Consider the following 22,430-nt stretch of genomic DNA (forward strand, 5'->3'; position numbering starts at 1 on the left):
CCGTGAACGGTTCACGGGACTTTTTCATGCATATTTGAAAGATGAGCCTTGAAATAAATACAAACAAAACTCCGGATCTTCATCCGGAGTTTTTGGTTTTCATGGTTAATGAAATAAGTTTTATGAAAAAAAATAATGTTATGTTTTGCATTGCAAATATGCAACATAAAAATTGATTTTACCAGCGTGATTTCACCTTTTTTTTCAGTCATTAAAAACCGCCACCACGATAAAAAAAGGCGAAACCTAAGTCTCGCCTTTATCTTTCAGGAAAAATTCTGAATTAATATCCGAAGATTTCTTCAAGACTTACTTCATGAAAAGTACCCATTTTCGACATTGCTGCCATATCCAGATTTTCTTTTTTGCCGATAATTGCCGTATTATATTTTAAAGGTTTTACCTCAGCATTATAAAAATTGGTAACATCAGCCAACGTGAGTTTTTCTATTTCAGCATATATATCTTTTCTTAAATCGTAATCGATTCCAAGTTTTTTAAGATTCAACTGATTAAAGAAAATGTTGGTTCTGTTGATTCTGCCCGATGCAATTTGCTTCAATGCCGCGTTTTTAGCATTTTCAAACTGTGCCGGAACCTGCGGAAGGTTCGCCATCAGTTCATCCATTGCGCTTACTGCCTGCGGAAGTTTGTTCGCCTGGGTTCCGATATAGGTCGTTATGTAATCCGGACGGTTCAGTTCGCTGTTGTTTGCGTAAGAAACATACGCAGAATAAGCTAAACTCTTACTTTCACGGATTTCCTGGAATACGATTGACGACAGTCCGCGACCGAAATATTCGTTGAACACATTAATTTTTCCAAAGTTTTTAAGGTTTACAGGCTTTCCTTTTGCCACTTTGCTCATTTCGGTCTGCACCATATCATAATTCGTGAAGAATACTTTTCCTTCAGTTTCGGGTTCCGGATAGATTTTCTTAGCCGGAATTTTTACCGTTTCCTTTTCTACGAAGGATTTCGCATACTTTTTAAATTTATTGAAATCGTTTCCGTAGAAGAAAATTTCATAAGGCATTGCCAATAAATCTTTAATCTTATTGGTCATTTCCTCTGATTTGATGCTTTTCAGACGCTGCTCCGAAACCACATCAGAAAAACGCGAATCCTTTCCGAATTTAGCGTAATTGGAAAGCGCTGCCATAATTCTTCCTTTGTCTTTTTTGGCAACTTCGCGGCTTTCTAAAATCGTTTTTACATTTTCTTCGTAAACTTTCTGATCCGGTTTTGCATTTTGCAGCCAGTTTTTCAGAAGTTCAATACCTTTCGGCATGTTCTCTTCCAAACCGCTCAGCGAAATCATCAGTTGATCCGGCGCTGTACGGAAATCGTGCGAAATCCCGAGTTTGAAGAATTCCTCTTTCAAAGCTTCCGCAGAAAGTTTGTTTGTTCCCAGATATTGTAAAACCTGCGTCGCCAGACCTAATTCTTTGTCGTGGTCGCTTCCGAACGGGAAAATGAAGTAAGTCTGTGCAATATCGTTGTATTTGTTTTCAACAAAACTTGCCTTCTTACCTGCGATTTGATCTGTTTTAATGGCTTTCGAAAAGTCGATGAATTCCGGTTTAATTTCTGAAGACTTTTCGTTTAAAATGCTTTTCAAAAACGGCGACTGGGCTTCTTTATTCAGTTTGATCGGAGTGATTCCCGGATTTTCTACCCGAACTAATTTATCGTTTATACCTTTTTCTTTTTTGATGACCACATAATTATCCTTGAAGAATTCGTTGGCGAATTTCACCACATCAGCTTTGGTGATCTTTTCGTACTCGGAAATTTCACCCAGTTCCTTATCCCAGTCCTGGTTGTTGATATAGCTGCCGTAAAGCGCAGTTGCAAGTCCGTCAGCAGTTTCAAAACTTTTCATCCTCCTAATTTTCATATCATTGATGATTGCCGGAATTTGCCATTCTTCGAATTCGCCTTTTTTCACGAGTTCGATCTGGCTGAGCAGCAGCTGTTTTGCTTCATCCAAAGTCTGGTTGTTTTTGGGAACAATCACCATCGAAAAATTGCCGTAAGTTTTGAACGGCGAATCGTAGGCAAATGCCCGCAATGCCTTCTGGCTTTGGTTAATATTCAAATCGATGAGTCCGGTTTCTCCTGAATTCGTCAAAAGATTTGCTACAATTTCAGCAAGTCTCGCATCGTGGGTTCCGTAAGAATCTGTTCTCCAGGCCAGCTGTAATCGTGGTGCAGAAGGGCTTTTCACTGTTCTTTCAACGATTTTTGTCATTGGTTCCTCAGTAATCATCTTCTTCATCGGCAGTTCCTTATATTCGAAACTTCCGAAATATTGATCAACCAGTTTTATGGTTTTATCGAAATCAAGATCACCAACCAGCACCATTGCATAATTGTTCGGCACATAATACGTATCAAAGTATTTGTGAATCGCAATCATGGAAGGATTTTTAAGATGTTCAGATTTTCCGATGGTGGTTTGCTGACCGTTCGGATGTTTAGGGAAAAGCGCATCCATCAGTTCATAATTCACCAACCGCGAATCGTTATCCTGTGCCCGGTTGAATTCTTCGTAAACTGCCTCCAGTTCTGTATGGAAAAGCCTTAAAACCAGTTCGGAAAATCTTTCTTTTTCAACTTTCAGCCATTTTTCAAGTTCGTTGTTGGGAATATTGTTTTTGTACACTGTTTCATCGAGCCAGGTGTGGGCATTAGTGCCTGATGCTCCCAAAGACGAGATGGCTTTATCATACTCGTTGGCGATTGCATATTTGCTTGCTTCCTGAGAAACTTCATCAATTTTTTTATAGATTTCTTTCTTTTTTTCAGGATTCTGTTCTGCTTTATGTTGTTCGTAAAGGCGAGAAATTTCATCTAAAAGCGGCTTCTCCTTTGCCCAGTCTGCAGAGGCCAGTTTAGAAGTTCCTTTGAACATCATGTGCTCCAGATAATGCGCCAATCCGGTATTATCTGCCGGATCATTGTTGCTCCCGGTTCTCACCGGAATATAGGTTTGGATTTTTGGTGCATCAAAATTCTGAGCGAGGTAAACCTTCAAACCGTTTTTTAAAGTATATATCCGAACACCGTTTTTATCATTCAGTACTGTTTCGTAGGTATATCCGGCTTTATCGGTAATTTTTTTAGTTTCAAATTTTTGTGCTGTCGTCATTGTTAGCGCTCCGATTAAAGTTAAAGTGGTGAGTATTTTCTTCATTCTTAATTTTTGGTTCAACGTAATTTTTGTGGGGAATTAAATTTTTATATTAAAGATGATGAGGCTTCAGCATATTTGCCGGATCCAGAATTTCATCTAGTTTCTCCTGAGAAAGAATGCCTTTTTCAAGAACTAGATTGTAAACACTTTTGCCGGTTTCCAGCGCTTCTTTGGCAATTTCAGTTGAATTTTTGTAGCCAATGTATGGGTTGAGTGCGGTTACAATGCCGATACTGTGTTTCACCATGTTAAGGCAAACTTCTTTGTTGGCAGTAATTCCTGTGATGCATTTCTCTCTTAAGGTATCGAGCGCATTTCCCAGGAAATTAATACTTTCCATAATAGCGTGAGAAAGCACAGGTTCCATCACATTCAGCTGTAATTGGCCGGCTTCTGCGGCGAAAGTCACGGTAAGATCATTACCAATAACCTTATAACACACCTGATTTACCACTTCCGGAATTACAGGATTTACTTTACCGGGCATAATTGAAGATCCGGGCTGCATTGGCGGAAGATTGATTTCAAATAAACCTGCACGCGGACCGGAAGACAACAGTCGTAAATCATTACAGATTTTTGAAAGCTTCACTGCAAGCCTCTTCATGGCGGATGAATAAATTACATAAGACCCGGTATCAGGCGTAGCTTCAACTAAATTTGGCGCAGACACAATCGGATAACCTGAAATCATGGCCAGATTTTTTGCACACAAATTGGCATAACCCATGGGTGCATTAAGTCCGGTACCGATAGCGGTGGCTCCCATATTGATTTCTACAAAAAGATTGGCGTTGGCGTTCAGTTTAGAAATATCTTCTTCTAAAGTAGCTGCGAAAGCTTCGAATTCCTGACCCAAAGTCATCGGAACTGCATCCTGAAGCTGTGTACGGCCCATTTTAATCACATCGTGAAACTCTTTCCCTTTCTCACGGAATGCCGAAATTGTTTTTTTTAGTTTTTCTACCAAATCCTCATTCATCTGCAAAAGCGCCATTTTGAGTGCTGTGGGATATGCATCGTTTGTGGACTGGGATAAATTGATATGATCATTAGGCGAACAGAATTGATAATCTCCTTTTTCTTTTCCTAATTTTTCGAGAACACGGTTGGCGATTACTTCGTTGGCATTCATGTTTACAGAAGTTCCTGCACCGCCCTGAATCATATCGATTGGGAACTGGTCTTGCAAATTACCTGCGAGAAGTTCGTCGCATACTTCGGCAATTGTTTGATACAGATCGCCGTCAAGCAAGCCAAGTTCGTAGTTCGTTTTAGCGGCCGCTTTTTTTACCATTGCCAACGCTTTGATAAAGTGGGGATATGATGAAAGATATTGTCCCGAAATTTTAAAATTTTCAATAGCACGCTGCGTTTGAACTCCATAATATGCGTTCGCCGGAACCTGCAGTGTTCCCAACAAATCGCTTTCATTTCTGAAATTTTCCATATAATAAATTTGATGAAAAGATAAGATTATTTGTTCGTATTTAACGAATGTTTCAGCCATTTTCCCAATTAAAAAAGGGCGAATGTAAACCGCCCGATCTTATATAAGTGAATGTCAATTCAGTAAACAGTTTGATTACTGAATTTAATGACTGCAGAACAGTTTTTATTGGCTGATAACGGGCTTATTTGTTAGGATATTTCACGTTCAAGGCCTGCAGAATTGACCAGGTTTCAGCATCCATTACGCCATCATACTTCTCCGGACGGAAATGAAACTGAAAAGCCTCTATGGTTTTCTTTGTGGCATTATCTACCATTCCCGAAGGCTCTAATCCATAACCCAGTGTTTTAAGCGCGGCCTGATATTTAAAAATAAATGGTGCGGTGCTCATTTCAACTGCATAATTTTCGGGAATAATCTGGTTATAGAATTCCTGTTTGGTCGCTTCATCATACCACATGCCTATTTGGTATTCATCATAGAGTTTTTTCCAGGGGAATTTCGGGCCCGGATCAGATTTTCTCGTGGGAGCAATATCGGAGTGGGCTAAAATATTGGTTGGTGGTATCATGTAACGGTCTGCAATATCTTTTACCAAAGCTGCTACTTTTTTCATCTGGGCGTCATCAAAATCCGGGAAAATCCGAATTCCGGAAGCATCGGCAACATAACCTGGATTTACAATTTCGATCCCGATGGAAGTATCGTTCAGCATTTTATCATTCCTCCACGCACTTATACCTGCATGGTATGATCTTTTATTTTCATCTACCAACTGATAAATTTCCTTATCTCCAAGGTTATTCACCAGATAATGCGCACTCACCGACTGCTGGGTAAGCACGGTTACCGATTTGTCATCATCCAAAGCGGTATAGTGTAAAATAATATATTTCTGACGGAAATTCTGAGCAACTGAAGGGAAAAAGGTTTTCACCACCTTATACCCTTTTGGATTGGCAGAGACGATAGAACCGTAACTTATGGTATTGTCATTTTTAGAAATATCACCAATGTTTGCCTTAAAAAAGTCGTAATTGCCTTCATGTTGAATTTGCGTTTTTGGAAGCGTTGGCGTGGGCGGTTTTACCTGTGAAGTTACCTGTGGTACTGGAGTTTTAGATTTTGTTGAATTTTTTTTCACGGGTTGCTGTGAAGCACATGAAGCCAGAGCTACAGTTAATCCTATGAGATATAATGAATTACGCATTTTAATCTTATTTTTTAAAATTTATCTTTCAAAAATACAAAAAAATTTAAGCAAAAAGTTTTGGTTAATATCGAAAACTATTCTATATTTGCACTCGCAATTACAGAACAGAAGCTCTTACAAATATTGCACTGGAGAGTTGCCTGAGTGGCCGAAAGGACTTGTTTGCTAAACAAGCGTACGGGAAACTGTACCAAGGGTTCGAATCCCTTACTCTCCGCAACTTCCACAAAAAATTATTCGGGGCGTAGCGTAGTCCGGTCATCGCGCCTGGTTTGGGACCAGGAGGTCGCAGGTTCGAATCCTGCCGCCCCGACTTTTTAAAAAATTCCTTCGGGAATTTTTACATTTATTACCCTATTAGGGTGCGTAGCTCAGCTGGATAGAGCATTCCGATTCAATCGGAACGGTCTTAAAGTTTGGGAAAAACACAAAAACGGGTGCGTAGCTCAGCTGGATAGAGCATCTGCCTTCTAAGCAGACGGTCCCAGGTTCGAATCCTGGCGCGCTCACTTTAAAAAGACTGAGATTTTTCTCGGTCTTTTTTGCTTTTAAAATACTTGAAATGTATTTCTGCTACATTTTATACTCCAAATCGCTGGATCAATTCTACATCGGGCATACGGGCGATGACCTGCAGGAAAGACTCCGCAGACACCTCTCAAATCACCACGGTTTTACTGCAAGAGCTAAAGACTGGATTATCGTGTATTCTCAGAGTTTTGAGGACAAAGACTCAGCTTGCCAGAGAGAACTCCAGATAAAATCATGGAAAAGCAAAAAGAAAATCGTTCAGCTCATTAATTCCCAGCTTGGATAGCGCATCCCGATTTTAATCGGGACGGTCCCAGAGCCTGTGCCGATGTTCGGCATTCGAATCCTGGCGCGCTCACAAAACAACCTTACATATTGTGTGAGGTTTTTTTGTTTACATACTTTTAATCTCCACTGCATTTATTTCTTTAAATTTGCACTCAATTCAATACTATTCATGTCACTTCAAATTATAAACTTAAGTAAAAAATTTGGCTCCCAAACCGCATTAAACGGAATCAATCTCGAAATCGGAAAAAGCGAAATCATCGGGCTTCTGGGCCCAAATGGTGCCGGTAAATCAACGTTAATGAAATCAATTGTCGGCGCGCTTAAAATTGAACAAGGAGCGATAATTTTCAACGGCAAGGATGTTACACAAAACGAAACTGAATCAAAGAAAAACATGGGTTTTCTGCCGGAAAACAATCCGCTTTATCCGGAAATGTATGTAAAAGAGTATCTGAATTTTGTTGCTGATCTCCATAAAATTCGAAAAGAAAGAATTGATGAAGTGATTGAACTCGTAGGAATTACTCCGGAAAAATCAAAAAAAATCGCTCAGCTTTCCAAAGGTTACAAACAGCGAGTTGGCCTTGCACAGGCCATATTACACTCGCCTGATCTTTTAATTCTGGATGAGCCCACCAATGGACTGGATCCTAACCAAATCATCGAAATACGTAATGTAATTAAAGAAATAGGTAAAGAAAAAACCGTGATACTCTCCACCCATATCATGCAGGAAGTAGAAGCGCTTTGTTCGCGAGTGATTCTCATCCATCAAGGAAATGTAATTCAGGACACCAATATCGATGAATTTAGGGGCAAATATGGCAGCCTGGAAGAAGCTTTCGCCAGTTATACCCACGAATAAAAAATCCCGCAACTTAAAATTGCGGGATTTTTAGCCATAATATTTTTCCTTACAGTTTTTCCAGATTATCGGAAAGGGTGTTGATAAAATTCTGCAGCGGTTTTTCGACCATCATTTTAATAAAAGGATTAAATTTTCCTTCAAAGAGCAACTGAACTTCAGTTTGGCTTTCGTTTAAAGCATTCATCAAACCTTTCAGTTCAAAATCCAGACTTGAGCTTGCAGATTTCAGCACTACAGCCTTGTCGCTCACTTCTTCAATTTTCAACGCGATTTCCGGCATTCCTTTTAAACCGAACTTAAACCCATTATCACGAACTTCGAAGTTTTGTAGTGAATCGGGCATCAGGTTTTTATAATCTTCAGGTTTATTTAGCATTTCAACCAGTGTATTAACCGATTTATTTACTACAATTTTACGTCCTTCTAAATTCATTTTTATATTTTTGTATGATTAAAACGTTGCAAATGTATAAAGTTTTCGTGAATGAAAAAAAATTAACTTTAAGTAAATATCCGGAAGAGATCGATAAAAAACTTAGGTTTGAAGGATTTGCAACCCTGGAAATTGCCGTAGATCTTCTTCAAAACACTTCCTGCCCTGAGCTGAATGTTTACGGTGAAAATCTTGAAGAAATCTGGGAAGATTTCACCCATATGTTCCGGGTGATTGAAGCGGCCGGTGGCGTTGTAAGAAACAAAAACGGCGAAATTTTATTTATTCACCGAATCGGAAGATGGGATTTGCCTAAAGGAAAAATTGAAAAAGGCGAATCGCTGGAACAGGCTGCCCTGCGCGAAATCGAAGAAGAAACCGGACTAAAAGAACTGATTCTTGAAGAATTCATCAACAATACATTTCACCTTTACACCGAACGAAACGGCGAGAAAATTTTAAAGACAACTTATTGGTTCAGAATGAATTATGTAGGTAATGAAACTCCAATACCACAAACAGAAGAAGGAATTACCGCAGTTTCATGGAAGAATAAGGACGAAATTATGAATGAAGTTTTTCCTAAAACCTTCAATAACATCAAACTTATCCTGAATGACTACTGGGAGCAGATTTAATCTATAAATTCCAGCACTTTTTCTAAGGCGATGCCACGCGAAGCTTTCAGGAGTATATTTTTCGATTCGATTTTTCTGTCTTTTAAAACCTGAGATAGTTCTTCAGAATTTTCATACGATGTAAAATGTTCATTTACTTTTTTGAAGTATTTTCCGACTGTAATAATTTCATCAAAACCAAGTGATTCAGCCAAATCGAGAATGTTTTGGTGTTCCACGTCCGATTCTTCGCCCAGCTCCAGCATGTCACCGATAATAATCGTTTTTGAACCTTCAAACCTGCTGAAATTCCGCAGCGATTCTGCCATCGAGCTCGGATTGGCGTTATACGTATCGAGAACGAAGGTTTTGCCGTTACGTTCCAGAATTTGCGAGCGCATATTGGTTGGCGTATAATTTTCGATTGCAGTTTTAATCTGACTAAAATTCAGCCCGAAATGAAATCCCAAACTCGCAGCAGCGCACAGATTGGTAAAGTTATAACTTCCGGTGAGTTTCGATTGCGCTTTATCTTCTTTAAAACTTAATCCAACGAAATGATCCTTCGAAAATTCTTCAAAGTAATAATCGGAATTTTCTTTACCGAAAGTTATTTTCGGAGAATAGTCTGCAGTTTTTTCCGTCTGGATAGGATCGTTTTCGTTGACCAGAATTGTTTGTTCAGCAGTTTTTAGATAATCGTACAGTTCCGATTTACCTTTAATAACTCCTTCAAAACCACCGAAGCCTTCGAGATGGGCTTTCCCGAAATTCGTGATGTAACCGTAATTGGGTTTTGCAATTTTACACAGCAGTTCAATCTCTTTCTGATGGTTTGCTCCCATTTCTACTACTGCCAGTTCATGTTCCGGCTTTATGGAAAGTAGGGTAAGCGGCACCCCGATGTGATTATTGAGATTCCCGAAAGTGTACTGAACTTTATATTTCTGAGACAGAACCGCATGAATAATCTCTTTGGTTGTGGTTTTGCCGTTGCTGCCTGTAAGTGCGATGACGGGTATTTTGATATGATTGCGGTGATACGATGCAAGCTCCTGCAAAAACGCTAAAGTCGAATGAACAAAGAAAATATTCCTTTCCTGATTTTCGAAATTTTTATCTTCAACAATAACAGCCAACGCGCCTTTGTTAATGGCATCTTCCGCTGAAACGGCGGCGTTGAAATTCTCGCCTGAGAAAGCAAAAAAGATATCATTTTTTTCGACTTTACGGCTGTCGATGGTTACTTTTCCGAACTTCAGGAAAAGCGGGTAGAAAGAAGCTGCATTCATTTGCCAAAAATAAAAAATCCTTCTGCAAATACAGAAGGATTTTTAAATATTTTAGATTAATTATCTTTTGGTTCTGCCTTTTCCGCTGGACTTGGCATCCTGTGCAACGCGGAAACCAACCCAACCGTAAGCTTTCGCTTCGTCACGGAATCTTCTCTGTCCCGGATCAAGCCAGTAAGCTCCGTCGAGCCATGATCCACCTTTGATCACACGCACTTCATTGGATACTCTTGTCGTTCTAGAAACAGGATCTTTTTGTAAAACCACTCTTCCTCTTCCGTCAACAATAAATCTTTTCTGCTTAGAGTTGTACATGTTATAACCAGCAGTAGTACTGTCTTCCGCTCGTCCGTAACCTGCATCGAGTGAAGACTGGAAGTCCCCGTCTCTGAAGTTTCTGTTATCGGCAACCACTTCTCTTTCGTACTGGCCTGGAAGTCCTCTGTAAACAAGTCTTCCGTCAGCTAAGGTATCATACTTCGCTTCCTCTACTTTTTTGAAAGTTCCGTCTTGATTTTTCACCACTTCTTTGGCAACGTTTCCTCTGTAATAGTTGAAATCGCTGGCTTCGTCATCAATGATCGGTCTGTAAACATCGGCAGTCCATTCTGCAACGTTACCGAACATGCCGTAGATTCCTAAATTATTGGAAGGATACTGTTTTACATCTGCTGTAGTTGGTGATCCGTCGTTTTTCCAACCTGCTACCCCTGAATAATCACCTCTGCCCTGCTTGAAGTTTTCCAGGTACATTCCTCTGTCTCTGCCTTTTTTACCTTTCAGCTGCTGAATTTCCGGCTGCTTGTTGGTATACAGGTTATATTCTCTTTCTTTCTGCATTCCCAGTGCTGCGAATTCCCATTCCACTTCTGTAGGAAGACGGAATTTTTCAACTACACCTGCTGTAGCATTACGGTTTGCCGCAAGAATTCTTTCGTTAGAAGTTCTGATACCTGATTTTTGCTTTAATCTTTCCTTATTGATATAAGCTTCCATTTCAGGATCATTTCCTTTGAATTTATCGAGGTTGAAGGCATTTGCTCCCTGGTTGTTAGCATCATTGGTATAGAAATCTTTTGAGATTACCCCTTGCTCCATCAAAGCTTTTTCGTTCGCTCTGTCGGTAAGCCAGTCACAGTATCTTGAAGCCTGTAGCCATGAAACTCCTACTACCGGATAGTAATCAAATTCCGGGCTGCGGAAATAGGTTTCAGCAAAATCGTTTCTTGAAAGTTCGTTATTCCAAACTAAAGTATCGGGAAGAGCTCCCTTGTAAATCTCTTTAAAACTAGGATCTGATGGTGGGAAAACATATTTCAGCCACGTTACATATTCTCTATATTCGTAGTTCGTAATTTCTGTTTCGCCGATAAAAAATGCGCTCACCTGCATTCTTCTGGGCGTATTGTTCCAGTCGTGCATTACATCATCTTTCACCAACCCCATGGTAAAAGTTCCGCCTTCTACATATACCATTCCCGGCCATCCTTTCTGTTTTTGTTGTTTTCCGGTGAAAAACCATCCTTTCTGATCATTTGGCTTCCATCCTGTTTTACTGGTAAAACGTTTTGTACCACCGCCTTTTTTGCTGTTACCGCCTCCTCCGCAACTGATCATAAAAAGTGTAGAGCTTAACGCTATTAATGTAAACAACTTTAGTTTATTCATAGTTGATATAGATATTTTCAAAGTACAAAGAAAAATGAAATTATTTAATAACCCAAATTATAGATTGATTTTTTTTAGAAAACGTTAACAAATTAATTTTATTGCATATATCGTTATTTATTATTTTTCGTTTAATTTGTAATTCTGAAACTTAACACCTGATGAAACGCATTTTTATTCTACTATTTATACTATTTTTTTCAATTGGTTTTTCTCAAACTGTGAAACTACAGTGGGAAGGCAATAAAGTGATCGATTTTGGAAATTATCAGGTTACGGTTCCTTTTTTTAAGAATGAGGGTTTTGCTTTTGAGGAAAGTTCAGTTTATTTTCGGTCTACCATGAAATATTCTGGCGTGAATCAGAAAGTTACCAATTTTGTCTGGGAAAAAATCACCCCTAAAGAACTTTTTGAAATCAGTCCATCGGACATTCCTGCCCGGGAAGAAACTGAAATAAGTGATTTTACCAATCCGTATACCAACGAAAAAACAATAAATATCAGAGTCGCTGCGCTAAAAACCGAAAACGGAAATCTTTACAGACTTTCGTCTTTCAGTATCGTGAACAGCAGCGCACCGGAACCCAACCCTTTATTTTCAGGAAAAGTGGGCACCACCGAAAATCCTTTGAAAACCGGAACATTTTATAAAATAAAGGTTGATAAATCAGGCGTTTTTAAAATTACCTCGAAATTTTTGCGCGACAACGGCATCAACCCTTCCAATATTAATCCGAAAAACTTCAGGATTTATGGTAATGGTGGTTTGATGCTGCCCGAGCACAATCTTGACTCTAGATATTCTGCGTTACAGGAAAACGCCATACAGGTTGTAGGCCAGGACGATGGAACCTGGAATGAGGAAGATTATGCCCTTTTCTACGCCCAGGGTCCACACGGATACAACGTATATAAAACACAGGGGAATACCGATGGTAGTGGCAACAGGCGTATTGAAACCCGAACTGACACTTCGGCAAACTTCATCAATATCTACAGTGATTTTGCGTTTTATTTTATCAATTTCGATTTGGGACCCGGAAAAAGAATTCTGGAAACAGATACGCCCGTAACTGCTGATGCCATTACCCGTTATGATGATTACCAGTTTATTAATGAGGAAAAGTTCAATTTAATGAAAATCGGCCGCATCTGGACCGGCGATGCCATTACCGAAAACAAAGTAGTCACATTCACCACCAGATCACCCATACAGCCCACAGATATCATTAAATACCGCAGCAGATATATCGGTTACCTATCTTCGGGAAATAAAATTACTGTAAATCTCAATAATCAGAGTCCGTACAATTATACTATTTCTCCTGCCGACAAAAAAGAGTACATTCCGATTGTCTATACGGGAACACTTACCAATTTACAGGGCAGTCAGCTTACTTTCAATTACAGTCCCGATACCTCCAGCAATCCGAACGGGAAGTTTTATTTCGATTATGCTGAAGTGCAGTACAAAGAAGACTTGAAATTCAATAATACGCAGATGAATTTCCGCAGCTACTCCATTGCGGAGGGCAGCGGAACAAACTACACTTTCAGTATATCAGATGCCGGTTCATTAGAGCAGGTTTGGGAGGTTTCAGACATTACCAATGTGACTAAAAAAGTAAACAAAGCCGGCGGCAACAGCACGTTCAGTTTTGGATACATCGCCAGCAGCAATACATTTGTGAACGAATTTGTTGCCTTTAAAAGCAGTGAAGCTTTTGCACCGGCATTTGTAGGTAAAATTGAAAATCAGGACCTTTCCGGCTTACAGAATATTGATTATTTAATGATTTCTTCACCTGAAATGTTGGGCAACGCACAAAGACTGGCGAACTATTATCAGGATAAATTCAATGTTGCCGTGGTTGATGTGAATAAGATTTACAACGAATTCAGCAGCGGGAACAAAGATATTACAGCAATCAGGGATTTTGCGACAAAGCTCAATACCCCTACTGGGAAATTGAAATATCTTTTCATTCTGGGCGATACTTCTTATGATTTCCGCGGGATCAATCATCCCGGAGCCGATATTGTACCCTCATTTCAGAGTGAGGAAAGCGGGAATTATGCAGATTCTTTCGTATCAGACGATTATTTTACCATGACCTCGCCGCAGAGTATGACCGCCATCCGTTTATCTTCAACCCTTCCCAATTTTCCGGTCGGAAGGTTGCCGGCCGGCAATGTATCCGAAGCTAAACTTCTGATCGACAAAGCGCTGGCTTATAATAATGCACTTCCGGGCCAGTCGACCCCTTTCGGTGAATGGCGCATGAAAATGGATTTTGTTGTGGATGATGATGCCGACAACCTCCTCCCGTTCCACAACACCATGAATGCTTCTTTGGTGAACGTTTTCGAAAACGGAACACTCAGGAAGGAATACAATATCCGGAAATTATATCTGGATTCATTTACCGCGCAGACTTCAGCCGGCGGACAGCGGTATCCGCAGGTCAATCAGGCAATTTCCAACGATGTCGGGAACAGCCTTTATCTCTTTTACTTTGGGCATGGCGGGATCAACGGTTGGGCGCAGGAGCGTGTGCTGACGATCGATATGATTCAGAATTTTAACAATTATAACGCAGTATATTCGCGGCTTCCGCTTGTTTCTACTATTACCTGTGAATTTACGTTGTGGGACGATCCTGCAACCTTCTCTGCGGGTGAACAGGTCATCAAATCAAAACAGGGCGGTGCTTCGATGATGCTTACCTCCAGCCGCGCGATTGGTGTGGGGTATGGCGAAGAATTTACGACCATTTTTACCCGCCATCTCTTTGAACTCGTGAATGATGATTTCATTTCGCTTGGTGACGCCTTCCTGAAAGCTAAAATCGAAAAAGGCACCCATAGCGACCATTTAAAAGTAAACCTTTTAGGTGATCCGGCGACAAAATTAAGCCGCCCCAAAAGACTGCTGAACATCGATGAAGTTGAATCTCCCGTTCCCGGACAGTTGCGTGCACTGGATTTCGTAAAGGTAAAAGGGCACATCAACAAAGCCGATGGAACCTTAGATACTTCCTTCAACGGCAGAGTCGCCATCAACATCTTCGACAAAAGACTTAGTAAAAAAACGCTGAATAACGACGGTGAGCCCAAAATGAATCCAGTATTAACGTATACCGAAGAAAACGGACCGATTGTAAAATCTTCAGGTCAGGCGGTAAACGGCGTATTCACAGTAGAATTTTATGTCCCAAAAGATATTAATTACGAAACAGGAAACGGTAGAATCTTAGCGTATGCAGACAATAAAGTTTTCGATGTTTTCAATAATCAGACGCAGAAAATTGGCGGAATAAATCCCGATGGCATTAATGATAATGAGCCTCCCAAGGTAAAAGTCTATATGAACAATACAAACTTTGCCGATGGTGGAATCACCGATCAAAACCCAACACTTTTAGCCTGTGTAACAGATGACAAAGGAATTAACTCGACAGGCTCGGGAATCGGACACGACATTACCGTAATCCTCGATGGAAAAATTATTGATACCGTTGTTCTAAATGATTTCTATTTTTCAGGCGATGGAAACGGCTGTGTGAATACTTCTTTAGCAGATTACCAAAAAGGGAATGTGACCTACCCTTTCCGAAATTTAGCACCTGGACCGCATCAGCTGACCTTTAAAGTTTGGGACATCAACAATAATTCAACGACCGAAACGTTAAACTTTGTAGTTAAGGATGAATCCAACCAAAATTTAATTGTTAACAAACTCTTAAACTGGCCTAATCCCTTTACCAATAAGACTTACGTTCAGTTTGAACACAATTGCGACGATATGCTGGATGTTAATGTGCAGATTTACACCATCACGGGTAAACTGGTAAAAACCATCAGTACAACAGTGACTGCAGAGCCGTTCTTTCAGGGTTTCCGCACACAGAAAACTGCCATCGAATGGGACGGGAACGATGATTTTGGGGACGCAGTTGGAAAAGGCACCTATATTTTTAAGATCTTTGCAAAAAGCCAGAATCAGGATAAATGCAAAGGCAGCGCAACCGCAGTTGAAAAAATGGTATTATTGAAATAAAAATATAAACGATTAAAAAACGACTTTATGAAATTGACTAAAAAACTGTTTTTAGGATTAGGCTTAGGACTGGGCGCATTTACGTATGCCCAGGTTCAGCCGGTTCTTACCGGAGCCCCTTTTCTAAGAATTTCTCCGGATGCCAGAGCAGGCGGTATGGGTGATCAGGGGGTAGCCACAACTACCGATGCATTCTCACAGTTCTGGAATGCTGCAAAATATCCTTTCAGCAAAACAACATCTGCCATCGGGCTCAACTATACGCCTTATATGAGCAAGCTCACCAACGATGTTTTCCTCCTGTATGGTGCTTATCATCAGTTTTTAGGTGATGAAGAAAGATCAACCATTTCTGCAAGTTTATATTATTTCAATATGGGCGCAGTAGATTTAACGAAACTTGTAGGTAATGAAGTTGTACAGGAAGGCACTGCGAAACCAAACGAATTCTCTATCGATGTAGCCTACGGTTTAAAACTTAGTGATTATTATTCCATGGCGGTTACCGGTAGATTTATCCGTTCAGATTTGTCCGGCGGTTTTAACTCCGACAATACCCTGAAACCGGCAAACTCTTTTGCAGTTGATGTATCGGGATACTTTCAGTCGGAAAAACATACAAGTATAAACGATTTCGAGGGCCGCGCCAGAGCAGGTTTTGCGATCCAAAATATCGGACCAAGATTAGATTACACCGGCGATGAAGAATCCAGATCCTATTTGCCAACCATGGCTAGATTAGGTGCTGGTTACGATCTTTTTATTGATGATTTAAACCGTGTAGGCTTAAATTTCGAAGCTTCAAAACTTCTTGTTCCGGGACCTGATAACACAGGAAACGTACCGAATGTAGGGGTAATTGAAGGGATCGGAAAATCATTCAGCAACGAAAAAAGCATGATGTTCAGTGGTGCTGTGGAGTATGAATACGACAACGCTTTTGCTTTACGGGGCGGTTATTTCCACGAAAGCGAAGAACAGGGCGCAAGGCAGTATGCTACGGTGGGTGTAGGCTTAAAGTACCAGTCTTTCGGGTTGGATATGTCTTACCTCATTAACACCTCCAAAGTAAATTCAGCACTTGATAATACATTGAGATTCGGACTAACCTGGAATATTGGTGAAGAGTCTTCGAATTCGGATTATTAACATCCTGTTCACAAAAATATCTTTTTAAAGCCTCAGCAATTGAGGCTTTTTTGTGGATTAAATCCTAAATTAGCAGAATGAACTACGCAACAGAACTCAGGAAATTTGCCACCAGCCAATATATTTTTTCAGCGGTACGGATTACTTTAGCTATTGTAGCTCCCAGTATCATTTTAGCCTATTTTGGTCTGCTGAAAGAATATTTCCTTTTCCCACTGGCCACCAGTTTTGTAGGCCTTACCGATCAGCCCGGCCCGTTTATCCGCCGAAGAAATGCACTGATCTTTGCCATTATCTGCTTTTTTGCAGTCTCCGTTATTGCCACCTTACTGAAGGATTTTCCGCCCATCATTTATCTCGAAATCATTCTGTTCGGAATGTTTTTTTCGATGATCGGCGTATATGGGCAGAGGCTGGCGGCAGTGGGATCTCTTTCGCTTGTGGTGCTGGCGATTTTTGTCGACGGGCATTTAAGTCAGGGAAACCTGGTGAAAAATTCCCTGATTTTCTTAGCAGGATCGGTTTGTTATTTACTGGTTTTTCTTGTCGTTTCAAAAATTCAGCCTTACAAACTTGCAGGCCAAATGATTGGCGAAAATTACCTGGAGCTGGGCGATTACCTCAAATTAAAATCCAGATTTTATCTGCAAAATCCAGATTTCGATGCGCTTTACCTGCAGGTGATTTCGCAACAGGTTAAAATTAAAAATTTACAGGAAGAAACCCGCGAAACCGTCTTTAAAACAAGAAAAATCGTTAACGAATCTACCACAACAAGCCGGCTTTTGATGCTCATGTTTCTCAATTCAATTGACTTACATGAAAAACTGATGACCTCGGAAAGTGATTACGGAAAAATTCAGGAAAGTTTTGGAGAAACAGGTTTACTGGAATCCATCAGCGACTATTTATCAAAACTGGCTGAAGAACTCAGCAATATCGGCATTGCGCTGCAAAGCGGTACCAAGGCAAAATCCCTCAGAAATTTAGACGATGAGCTGGATCAGGTTTTCGATGAATATTTCGATTTACGCAATAAGAAACTGAACCCTGATACTTTGGAGAATTTTATGATCATGCGAATTATTCTACTAAGAATAAGTGATATTACGGAACAAATCAACACCATTTATAAAGTATTCACTCAGGATCAAAAACTGGCCAAAAGCCTTTCTACCGGTCTGGATTTAAAAGAGTTTATTACCAACGATGAAAAACTTAATTTCAAAGTACTTCTTAACAATATTTCTTTAAAGTCTACACACTTTCGCCATTCTGTGCGTATTACCCTGGCGATGCTCACCGGCTATATTATTTCACAAATGGAGTTTTTGGGCATCGGTCACTCCTACTGGATTTTAATTACTATTGTCGCCATTATGAGGCCGGCCTACTCTACCACCAAACACCGTAATTTACTGCGGCTTTACGGTACGGTCGCCGGCGCGGTGGTGGCTTACGGAATTTTGCATACAGTTCATAATAATACCGCGCTGTTTACCATCCTTTTGCTCAGCATGATCCTTTGTTTCAGTTTTCTGAAAGCCCAGTATTCATGGGCGGTTTTTTTTATGACGATTTATATTTTCCTAACTTTCAATTTCCTGAATCCGGGGAACATCAATAACATATTCCGCGACCGTATTCTCGATACGGCCATTGCCGGAGCCGTGGCTTTCGCAGTTTCCTACTTTGTTTTACCGGTTTGGGAACATACCCAAAATCTGGATTTCATGAAGAAATCATCAAAAAGCAATGCGAAATATTTTAAAGCAGCAATGGATTTTTTTAAAGATGAAAACATCGGCATTCAGGAGTATAAACTCAAAAGAAAAGATGCAATTATTGATTTGGCCAATCTTTCCGACAACTTTCAGCGCATGATTTCAGATCCGAAAAACCAGCAGAAGAAAATGGAACAGGTCCATCAGTTCGTGAATACCGCACATTTAATTACCGCTTATATTGCCTCGTTTTCGCAATATTCAAAAAACGCGAAAGATTACCCAGAAATCGATTTCGACAGCTGGAACCGAAAAATATCTGCTGAATTGCTGCGTACAGGTTTGATTTTGGAACAGAAAAAATTCGACGTCGATATTGTGGAAGAAAGCAGGCTGAAACCAGAGGATTCTGTGGACCAACTTCTGGAAAAAAGAAAAAAAGAAATTTCCGAAAGCGAAATCATGAACCGCCGAGATCCTAACAGAATCACACATTTAACAGAACTTAAAAATTTACAGGAAATCCTGGAACTTATTTACGATGTTGCTAAAGAACAACGCAAAGTAGCTGAGAAATTAGAGCCTGTAATTTAGTCTACAATGGTTAAACAGTAATTTTCGAAAAATTCTACGCGGGCTTTGTAAAGATCGGAAACCTTGTCATCGTGTACCCGGCAGACAATATTATACGGAAAATCGAGGCTGAATGGTTTTACTTCGTAATGCTTTTTCAACGACCAATAGTTGGAATGATGAATTTTGTATAAACTCTCTTTCAGCGACCAGATTACGGTAAGATAAGCGGTTTCTTTACTTTCTTCGATAAAACCTGCCTCGTCATCATTCAGGAATTTGTGCCTGATTCTGATGATTTTATCATGAAAAGGTTCAATATCTATCCCTACTTTATTCTTAGAAACAGCCAGCGCCGCAAACGGAAACGAGTGGGTAATCGAAATTTCGAAATCACGGGGCTCCAGATAAGGTTCACGACCGTTGTAAAGGATTTTGTGTTCAGGTAAAATAGATTTCAGTATTTTCCTTACCAAGAGCAGTTCTTTCAGTTTTGTCGGGTGGTAATCCTTCACCTTCTCGTAATTTTCTTCTTCCAACAGGGTTTTAGGATCCAGTTCTTCCTTTTCATCATACTTCCAGAGAAGAATGGTGGCATTATGATCTGAAAAATCACGGTATAAAGGCATATTGTAGAAAGAAGAACAAATTTGTTTACCTCTGCAAAAGTAATTAATTTTAGGCAATTCATGTGGTAAGCTTTATTGGTCCGATTTAAATCCGGAACTTCTAAAAACTTCACAAAACCGCATTTTTCTTCGGTGTTGGCAAGAACTTTGCGTGCTTTTTTCAAAATTACAAGATATGAACACACTGAAAATCGCTTTAGGCATTGCAGCCACAGCAGCCGGGGCTTATGCCCTAAATAGAATAAGAAAAAATGAATCCCAAAAGGAGCTTGCAACAGCGAACGCAAATTCTGATCATACATCAGGAAACGAAGACAAGGACCATGTAAAACCCCAAAATCATTTTATTACCGATCCCATTACTGCCACAAAACACAGTGATACGTTTTCGCCGAACTATCAGAGCGCGAATAAAAACGTTCAGTTCCACCAGCGGGGCGTGAGGCACAGATAAAACCGTTTTTTTTACTTTAAAAAAGACCGTTTAAAAATTCAAAGAAGAAGCAGCGACTAAAATAGTCGCTGTTTTTTTTCTTAAGCTGCTTAAGCATCTGCTTTAATTTGTAATTTTGCTTGACGAGAATCCCTGCAATGAACAAATACGGCTACCACGATAACATCAGAACATTTTCAACTTTTGAAGAACTTGTAAATTCGCGATTTCAGAGGAATACCAATGCGTTCTGCTGGCAAAGGAATCTGGAAGGAGATTTTCGCGAAATTGTTACCAAATTAAGCTTAAAGGAGGACATTACTGAAATTTCTGCACGGGATCTTCTCGCACTTCAATTATCAGAGAAAGGAAGTTTGGCCCGCGAAACGATCCTTAATGATTTGGAATTACTTACTGAATTCGGTGCTTTACCTTCGCTTAACCTACTGAAATGTTACGAGCGGGACGACGAATTCAGTTTTATTTCGACCGATGTTTACTCCTTTCATGTCGACCGTTCTCCCGTTGCTGCAGATACCTTTTTGTGCACTTATTATGGCGCTTCAAGCGATATTTTACCCAACCACGAGGCCATACAGAAAATTCTTGATCCGGAAATCAGGGCAAAACTCAGGAAATTACATGATGGAACTGAAGAATCATTTGATACTTTTTTGCAGGAACATTTTTTTGATCTTCATTACCAGCCGAAACCCAATGCCAAACCAATTAATTTAGGAAACGGAAATCTCTGGAGGCTGGCAGTAGATCATCCTTTTCAGCAAGTTTTACCGTGTATTCACCGCGCGCCTACAGAAAACACTGCAGAATACCGGTTGCTCCTGATCTGTTAAAAATTATAGAAATTTTCAATCGCACTCAAACCCAAGCCAAGTTTGACAGTCAGAAGAAAATTGCGTAATTTCGCAAAAATTTTTTCAATTAAAATGGAAACAACTACACAATACGTGCCTTACAAAGTAAAGGACATTTCCCTTGCAGAATGGGGTAGAAAAGAAATTAAATTAGCGGAAGCTGAAATGCCCGGGTTAATGGCCATCCGTGAAGAATACGGGCCGTCTCAGCCTTTAAAAGGTGCCAGAATTGCGGGTTGTCTTCACATGACCATCCAAACGGCGGTTCTTATCGAAACTTTAGTTGCGCTTGGAGCTGAAGTTACATGGTCTTCATGTAATATATTCTCAACCCAGGATCACGCTGCTGCTGCAATTGCTGCTGCAGGAATCCCTGTATATGCCTGGAAAGGTATGAATGAGGAAGAATTCGAGTGGTGTATTGAGCAAACCGTATTTTTCGGTGAAGACAGAAAACCCCTGAACCTTATCCTTGATGACGGCGGAGATTTAACCAATCTTGTTTTCGATAAATATCCTGAATTAACGAAAGATATTAAAGGACTTTCTGAAGAAACCACTACAGGTGTTCATAGATTATACGAGAGAATGGCGAACGGTACACTGGTAATGCCAGCTATTAACGTTAACGATTCTGTAACCAAATCTAAATTCGATAACAAATACGGATGTAGAGAATCTGCGGTAGATGCCATCAGAAGAGCTACTGATATTATGCTTGCAGGTAAAAGAGTGGTTGTTTGTGGTTACGGAGATGTAGGTAAAGGAACTGCAGCTTCTTTCCGAGGTGCAGGATCTATCGTTACGGTTACTGAAATCGACCCGATCTGTGCGCTTCAGGCTTCTATGGAAGGTTTTGAAGTTAAAAAACTAGATAGTGTGGTTGACAATGCGGACATTATCATCACAACTACAGGTAACTTCAACATCGTACGTGCGGAACATTTCGCTAAAATGAAAGATAAAACCATCGTTTGTAACATCGGCCACTTCGATAACGAAATTGATATGGCATGGTTGAACGAAAACTATGGTTCTACAAAATACGAAGTAAAACCACAGGTTGATGTGTATAATATCGACGGCAAAGAAATCATCATTTTGGCAGAAGGCCGCTTGGTAAACCTGGGCTGTGCAACTGGTCACCCATCTTTTGTGATGAGTAACTCATTCAGTAACCAGACTTTGGCACAAATCGAATTATGGACTAATGCTGAGGCTTACGGAAACGAAGTTTATACTTTACCGAAGCATCTAGACGAAAAAGTAGCGGCTTTACACCTGAAGAAATTAGGTGTTGAACTTGAAACTTTAACTCCTGAACAGGCAAAATACATCGGGGTAACGGTTGAAGGACCATTCAAACCTGAGTACTACAGATATTAATAATTAGCGATCAGCAAAAACAGAAACGCTTTGGA

At 40.1% G+C, this 22,430-nt stretch carries 16 protein-coding genes and 3 tRNA genes; 12 read left to right on the top strand and 7 right to left on the bottom strand.

Features of this window, described 5'->3' with window-relative positions; all coding sequences use genetic code 11:
- Nucleotides 1-283: 283 nt before the first annotated feature.
- The 3 genes from CDW55_RS00110 to CDW55_RS00120 form a co-directional block, all read right to left on the bottom strand.
- A complete protein-coding gene (locus CDW55_RS00110) occupies nucleotides 284-3,199 on the bottom strand; it encodes a M16 family metallopeptidase (protein WP_088467722.1) in 2,916 nt (971 codons plus the stop codon).
- A gap of 49 nt (nucleotides 3,200-3,248) precedes the next feature.
- Entirely contained in the window at nucleotides 3,249-4,649 is a 1,401-nt protein-coding gene (aspA, locus tag CDW55_RS00115) for an aspartate ammonia-lyase (RefSeq protein WP_088468641.1), read from the bottom strand.
- 184 nt (nucleotides 4,650-4,833) lie between these two features.
- Complete coding sequence (locus tag CDW55_RS00120; RefSeq protein WP_088467723.1) at nucleotides 4,834-5,862, bottom strand: N-acetylmuramoyl-L-alanine amidase; 1,029 nt, start codon at nucleotides 5,860-5,862, stop codon at nucleotides 4,834-4,836.
- Between the two features lie 133 nt (nucleotides 5,863-5,995).
- Here CDW55_RS00120 and CDW55_RS00125 point away from each other — a divergent pair.
- The 5 genes from CDW55_RS00125 (at nucleotide 5,996) to CDW55_RS00145 (ending at nucleotide 7,552) form a co-directional block, all read left to right on the top strand.
- Nucleotides 5,996-6,082, top strand: a tRNA-Ser gene (locus CDW55_RS00125).
- A 21-nt stretch (nucleotides 6,083-6,103) separates the two neighbouring features.
- Nucleotides 6,104-6,178 (top strand) — tRNA-Pro (locus tag CDW55_RS00130).
- Between the two features lie 122 nt (nucleotides 6,179-6,300).
- Nucleotides 6,301-6,374, top strand: a tRNA-Arg gene (locus tag CDW55_RS00135).
- A gap of 53 nt (nucleotides 6,375-6,427) precedes the next feature.
- A complete protein-coding gene (locus CDW55_RS00140) occupies nucleotides 6,428-6,682 on the top strand; it encodes a GIY-YIG nuclease family protein (protein ID WP_088467724.1) in 255 nt (84 codons plus the stop codon).
- 171 nt (nucleotides 6,683-6,853) lie between these two features.
- The gene (locus CDW55_RS00145; RefSeq protein WP_088467725.1) at nucleotides 6,854-7,552 is read left to right on the top strand and encodes an ABC transporter ATP-binding protein; all 699 of its coding nucleotides are present in this window, start codon (nucleotides 6,854-6,856) and stop codon (nucleotides 7,550-7,552) included.
- Nucleotides 7,553-7,601: 49 nt separating this feature from the next.
- Here CDW55_RS00145 and CDW55_RS00150 read toward each other — a convergent pair whose 3' ends face one another.
- On the bottom strand, nucleotides 7,602-7,988 hold the full coding sequence (locus tag CDW55_RS00150; RefSeq protein ID WP_088467726.1) for an orotate phosphoribosyltransferase: 387 nt from the start codon (nucleotides 7,986-7,988) through the stop codon (nucleotides 7,602-7,604).
- Between the two features lie 32 nt (nucleotides 7,989-8,020).
- On the opposite strand from CDW55_RS00150, the gene CDW55_RS00155 reads away from it, so the two are divergent.
- Complete coding sequence (locus tag CDW55_RS00155; RefSeq protein ID WP_088467727.1) at nucleotides 8,021-8,626, top strand: NUDIX hydrolase; 606 nt, start codon at nucleotides 8,021-8,023, stop codon at nucleotides 8,624-8,626.
- On the opposite strand, the gene CDW55_RS00160 is transcribed toward CDW55_RS00155, so the two are convergent.
- On the bottom strand, nucleotides 8,623-9,897 hold the full coding sequence (locus CDW55_RS00160; RefSeq protein ID WP_088467728.1) for a UDP-N-acetylmuramoyl-tripeptide--D-alanyl-D-alanine ligase: 1,275 nt from the start codon (nucleotides 9,895-9,897) through the stop codon (nucleotides 8,623-8,625). The two genes, CDW55_RS00155 and CDW55_RS00160, sit on opposite strands and share 4 nt — an antisense overlap.
- A 60-nt stretch (nucleotides 9,898-9,957) precedes the next feature.
- Nucleotides 9,958-11,565: a gliding motility lipoprotein GldJ gene (gene gldJ / locus CDW55_RS00165; protein ID WP_088467729.1), complete on the bottom strand. Its 1,608-nt coding sequence runs from the start codon at nucleotides 11,563-11,565 to the stop codon at nucleotides 9,958-9,960.
- A gap of 221 nt (nucleotides 11,566-11,786) precedes the next feature.
- Here gldJ and porU point away from each other — a divergent pair, with 221 nt between their 5' ends.
- The 3 genes from porU to CDW55_RS00180 all read left to right on the top strand — a co-directional run bounded on the left by porU (nucleotide 11,787) and on the right by CDW55_RS00180 (nucleotide 19,093).
- Nucleotides 11,787-15,626 carry a type IX secretion system sortase PorU gene (porU, locus tag CDW55_RS00170; RefSeq protein ID WP_228399583.1) on the top strand — a complete coding sequence of 1,280 codons (3,840 nt, stop codon included), beginning with the start codon at nucleotides 11,787-11,789 and terminating at the stop codon, nucleotides 15,624-15,626.
- Nucleotides 15,627-15,653: 27 nt separating this feature from the next.
- Entirely contained in the window at nucleotides 15,654-16,775 is a 1,122-nt protein-coding gene (gene porV / locus CDW55_RS00175) for a type IX secretion system outer membrane channel protein PorV (RefSeq protein WP_088467731.1), read from the top strand.
- Nucleotides 16,776-16,852: 77 nt separating this feature from the next.
- A complete protein-coding gene (locus tag CDW55_RS00180) occupies nucleotides 16,853-19,093 on the top strand; it encodes an FUSC family protein (protein WP_088467732.1) in 2,241 nt (746 codons plus the stop codon).
- On the opposite strand, the gene CDW55_RS00185 is transcribed toward CDW55_RS00180, so the two are convergent.
- The gene (locus tag CDW55_RS00185; protein WP_088467733.1) at nucleotides 19,090-19,701 is read right to left on the bottom strand and encodes a 4'-phosphopantetheinyl transferase family protein; all 612 of its coding nucleotides are present in this window, start codon (nucleotides 19,699-19,701) and stop codon (nucleotides 19,090-19,092) included. The two genes, CDW55_RS00180 and CDW55_RS00185, sit on opposite strands and share 4 nt — an antisense overlap.
- 175 nt (nucleotides 19,702-19,876) lie before the next feature.
- Between CDW55_RS00185 and CDW55_RS00190 the strand changes: the two genes are divergently transcribed.
- From CDW55_RS00190 to ahcY, 3 genes are all read left to right on the top strand, one after another.
- Nucleotides 19,877-20,155, top strand: coding sequence for a hypothetical protein (locus CDW55_RS00190; RefSeq protein ID WP_088467734.1), 279 nt, complete (start codon nucleotides 19,877-19,879; stop codon nucleotides 20,153-20,155).
- Between the two features lie 137 nt (nucleotides 20,156-20,292).
- Nucleotides 20,293-20,988 carry a DUF1826 domain-containing protein gene (locus tag CDW55_RS00195; RefSeq protein ID WP_088467735.1) on the top strand — a complete coding sequence of 232 codons (696 nt, stop codon included), beginning with the start codon at nucleotides 20,293-20,295 and terminating at the stop codon, nucleotides 20,986-20,988.
- A 93-nt stretch (nucleotides 20,989-21,081) separates the two neighbouring features.
- Nucleotides 21,082-22,395, top strand: coding sequence for an adenosylhomocysteinase (ahcY, locus tag CDW55_RS00200; protein WP_088468642.1), 1,314 nt, complete (start codon nucleotides 21,082-21,084; stop codon nucleotides 22,393-22,395).
- Nucleotides 22,396-22,430 lie beyond the last annotated feature (35 nt).

Source organism: Chryseobacterium sp. VAUSW3, assembly GCF_002205795.1.
Taxonomy (GTDB): Bacteria; Bacteroidota; Bacteroidia; order Flavobacteriales; family Weeksellaceae; genus Kaistella; species Kaistella yananensis.

Coding starts and splice junctions, on each gene's coding strand:
- CDW55_RS00110 (WP_088467722.1), bottom strand. CDS start 3,199: ATGAAGAAAATACTCACCACTTTAACTTTAATCGGAGCGCTAACAATG.
- aspA (WP_088468641.1), bottom strand. CDS start 4,649: ATGGAAAATTTCAGAAATGAAAGCGATTTGTTGGGAACACTGCAGGTT.
- CDW55_RS00120 (WP_088467723.1), bottom strand. CDS start 5,862: ATGCGTAATTCATTATATCTCATAGGATTAACTGTAGCTCTGGCTTCA.
- CDW55_RS00140 (WP_088467724.1), top strand. CDS start 6,428: ATGTATTTCTGCTACATTTTATACTCCAAATCGCTGGATCAATTCTAC.
- CDW55_RS00145 (WP_088467725.1), top strand. CDS start 6,854: ATGTCACTTCAAATTATAAACTTAAGTAAAAAATTTGGCTCCCAAACC.
- CDW55_RS00150 (WP_088467726.1), bottom strand. CDS start 7,988: ATGAATTTAGAAGGACGTAAAATTGTAGTAAATAAATCGGTTAATACA.
- CDW55_RS00155 (WP_088467727.1), top strand. CDS start 8,021: ATGTATAAAGTTTTCGTGAATGAAAAAAAATTAACTTTAAGTAAATAT.
- CDW55_RS00160 (WP_088467728.1), bottom strand. CDS start 9,897: ATGAATGCAGCTTCTTTCTACCCGCTTTTCCTGAAGTTCGGAAAAGTA.
- gldJ (WP_088467729.1), bottom strand. CDS start 11,565: ATGAATAAACTAAAGTTGTTTACATTAATAGCGTTAAGCTCTACACTT.
- porV (WP_088467731.1), top strand. CDS start 15,654: ATGAAATTGACTAAAAAACTGTTTTTAGGATTAGGCTTAGGACTGGGC.
- CDW55_RS00180 (WP_088467732.1), top strand. CDS start 16,853: ATGAACTACGCAACAGAACTCAGGAAATTTGCCACCAGCCAATATATT.
- CDW55_RS00185 (WP_088467733.1), bottom strand. CDS start 19,701: ATGCCTTTATACCGTGATTTTTCAGATCATAATGCCACCATTCTTCTC.
- CDW55_RS00190 (WP_088467734.1), top strand. CDS start 19,877: ATGAACACACTGAAAATCGCTTTAGGCATTGCAGCCACAGCAGCCGGG.
- CDW55_RS00195 (WP_088467735.1), top strand. CDS start 20,293: ATGAACAAATACGGCTACCACGATAACATCAGAACATTTTCAACTTTT.
- ahcY (WP_088468642.1), top strand. CDS start 21,082: ATGGAAACAACTACACAATACGTGCCTTACAAAGTAAAGGACATTTCC.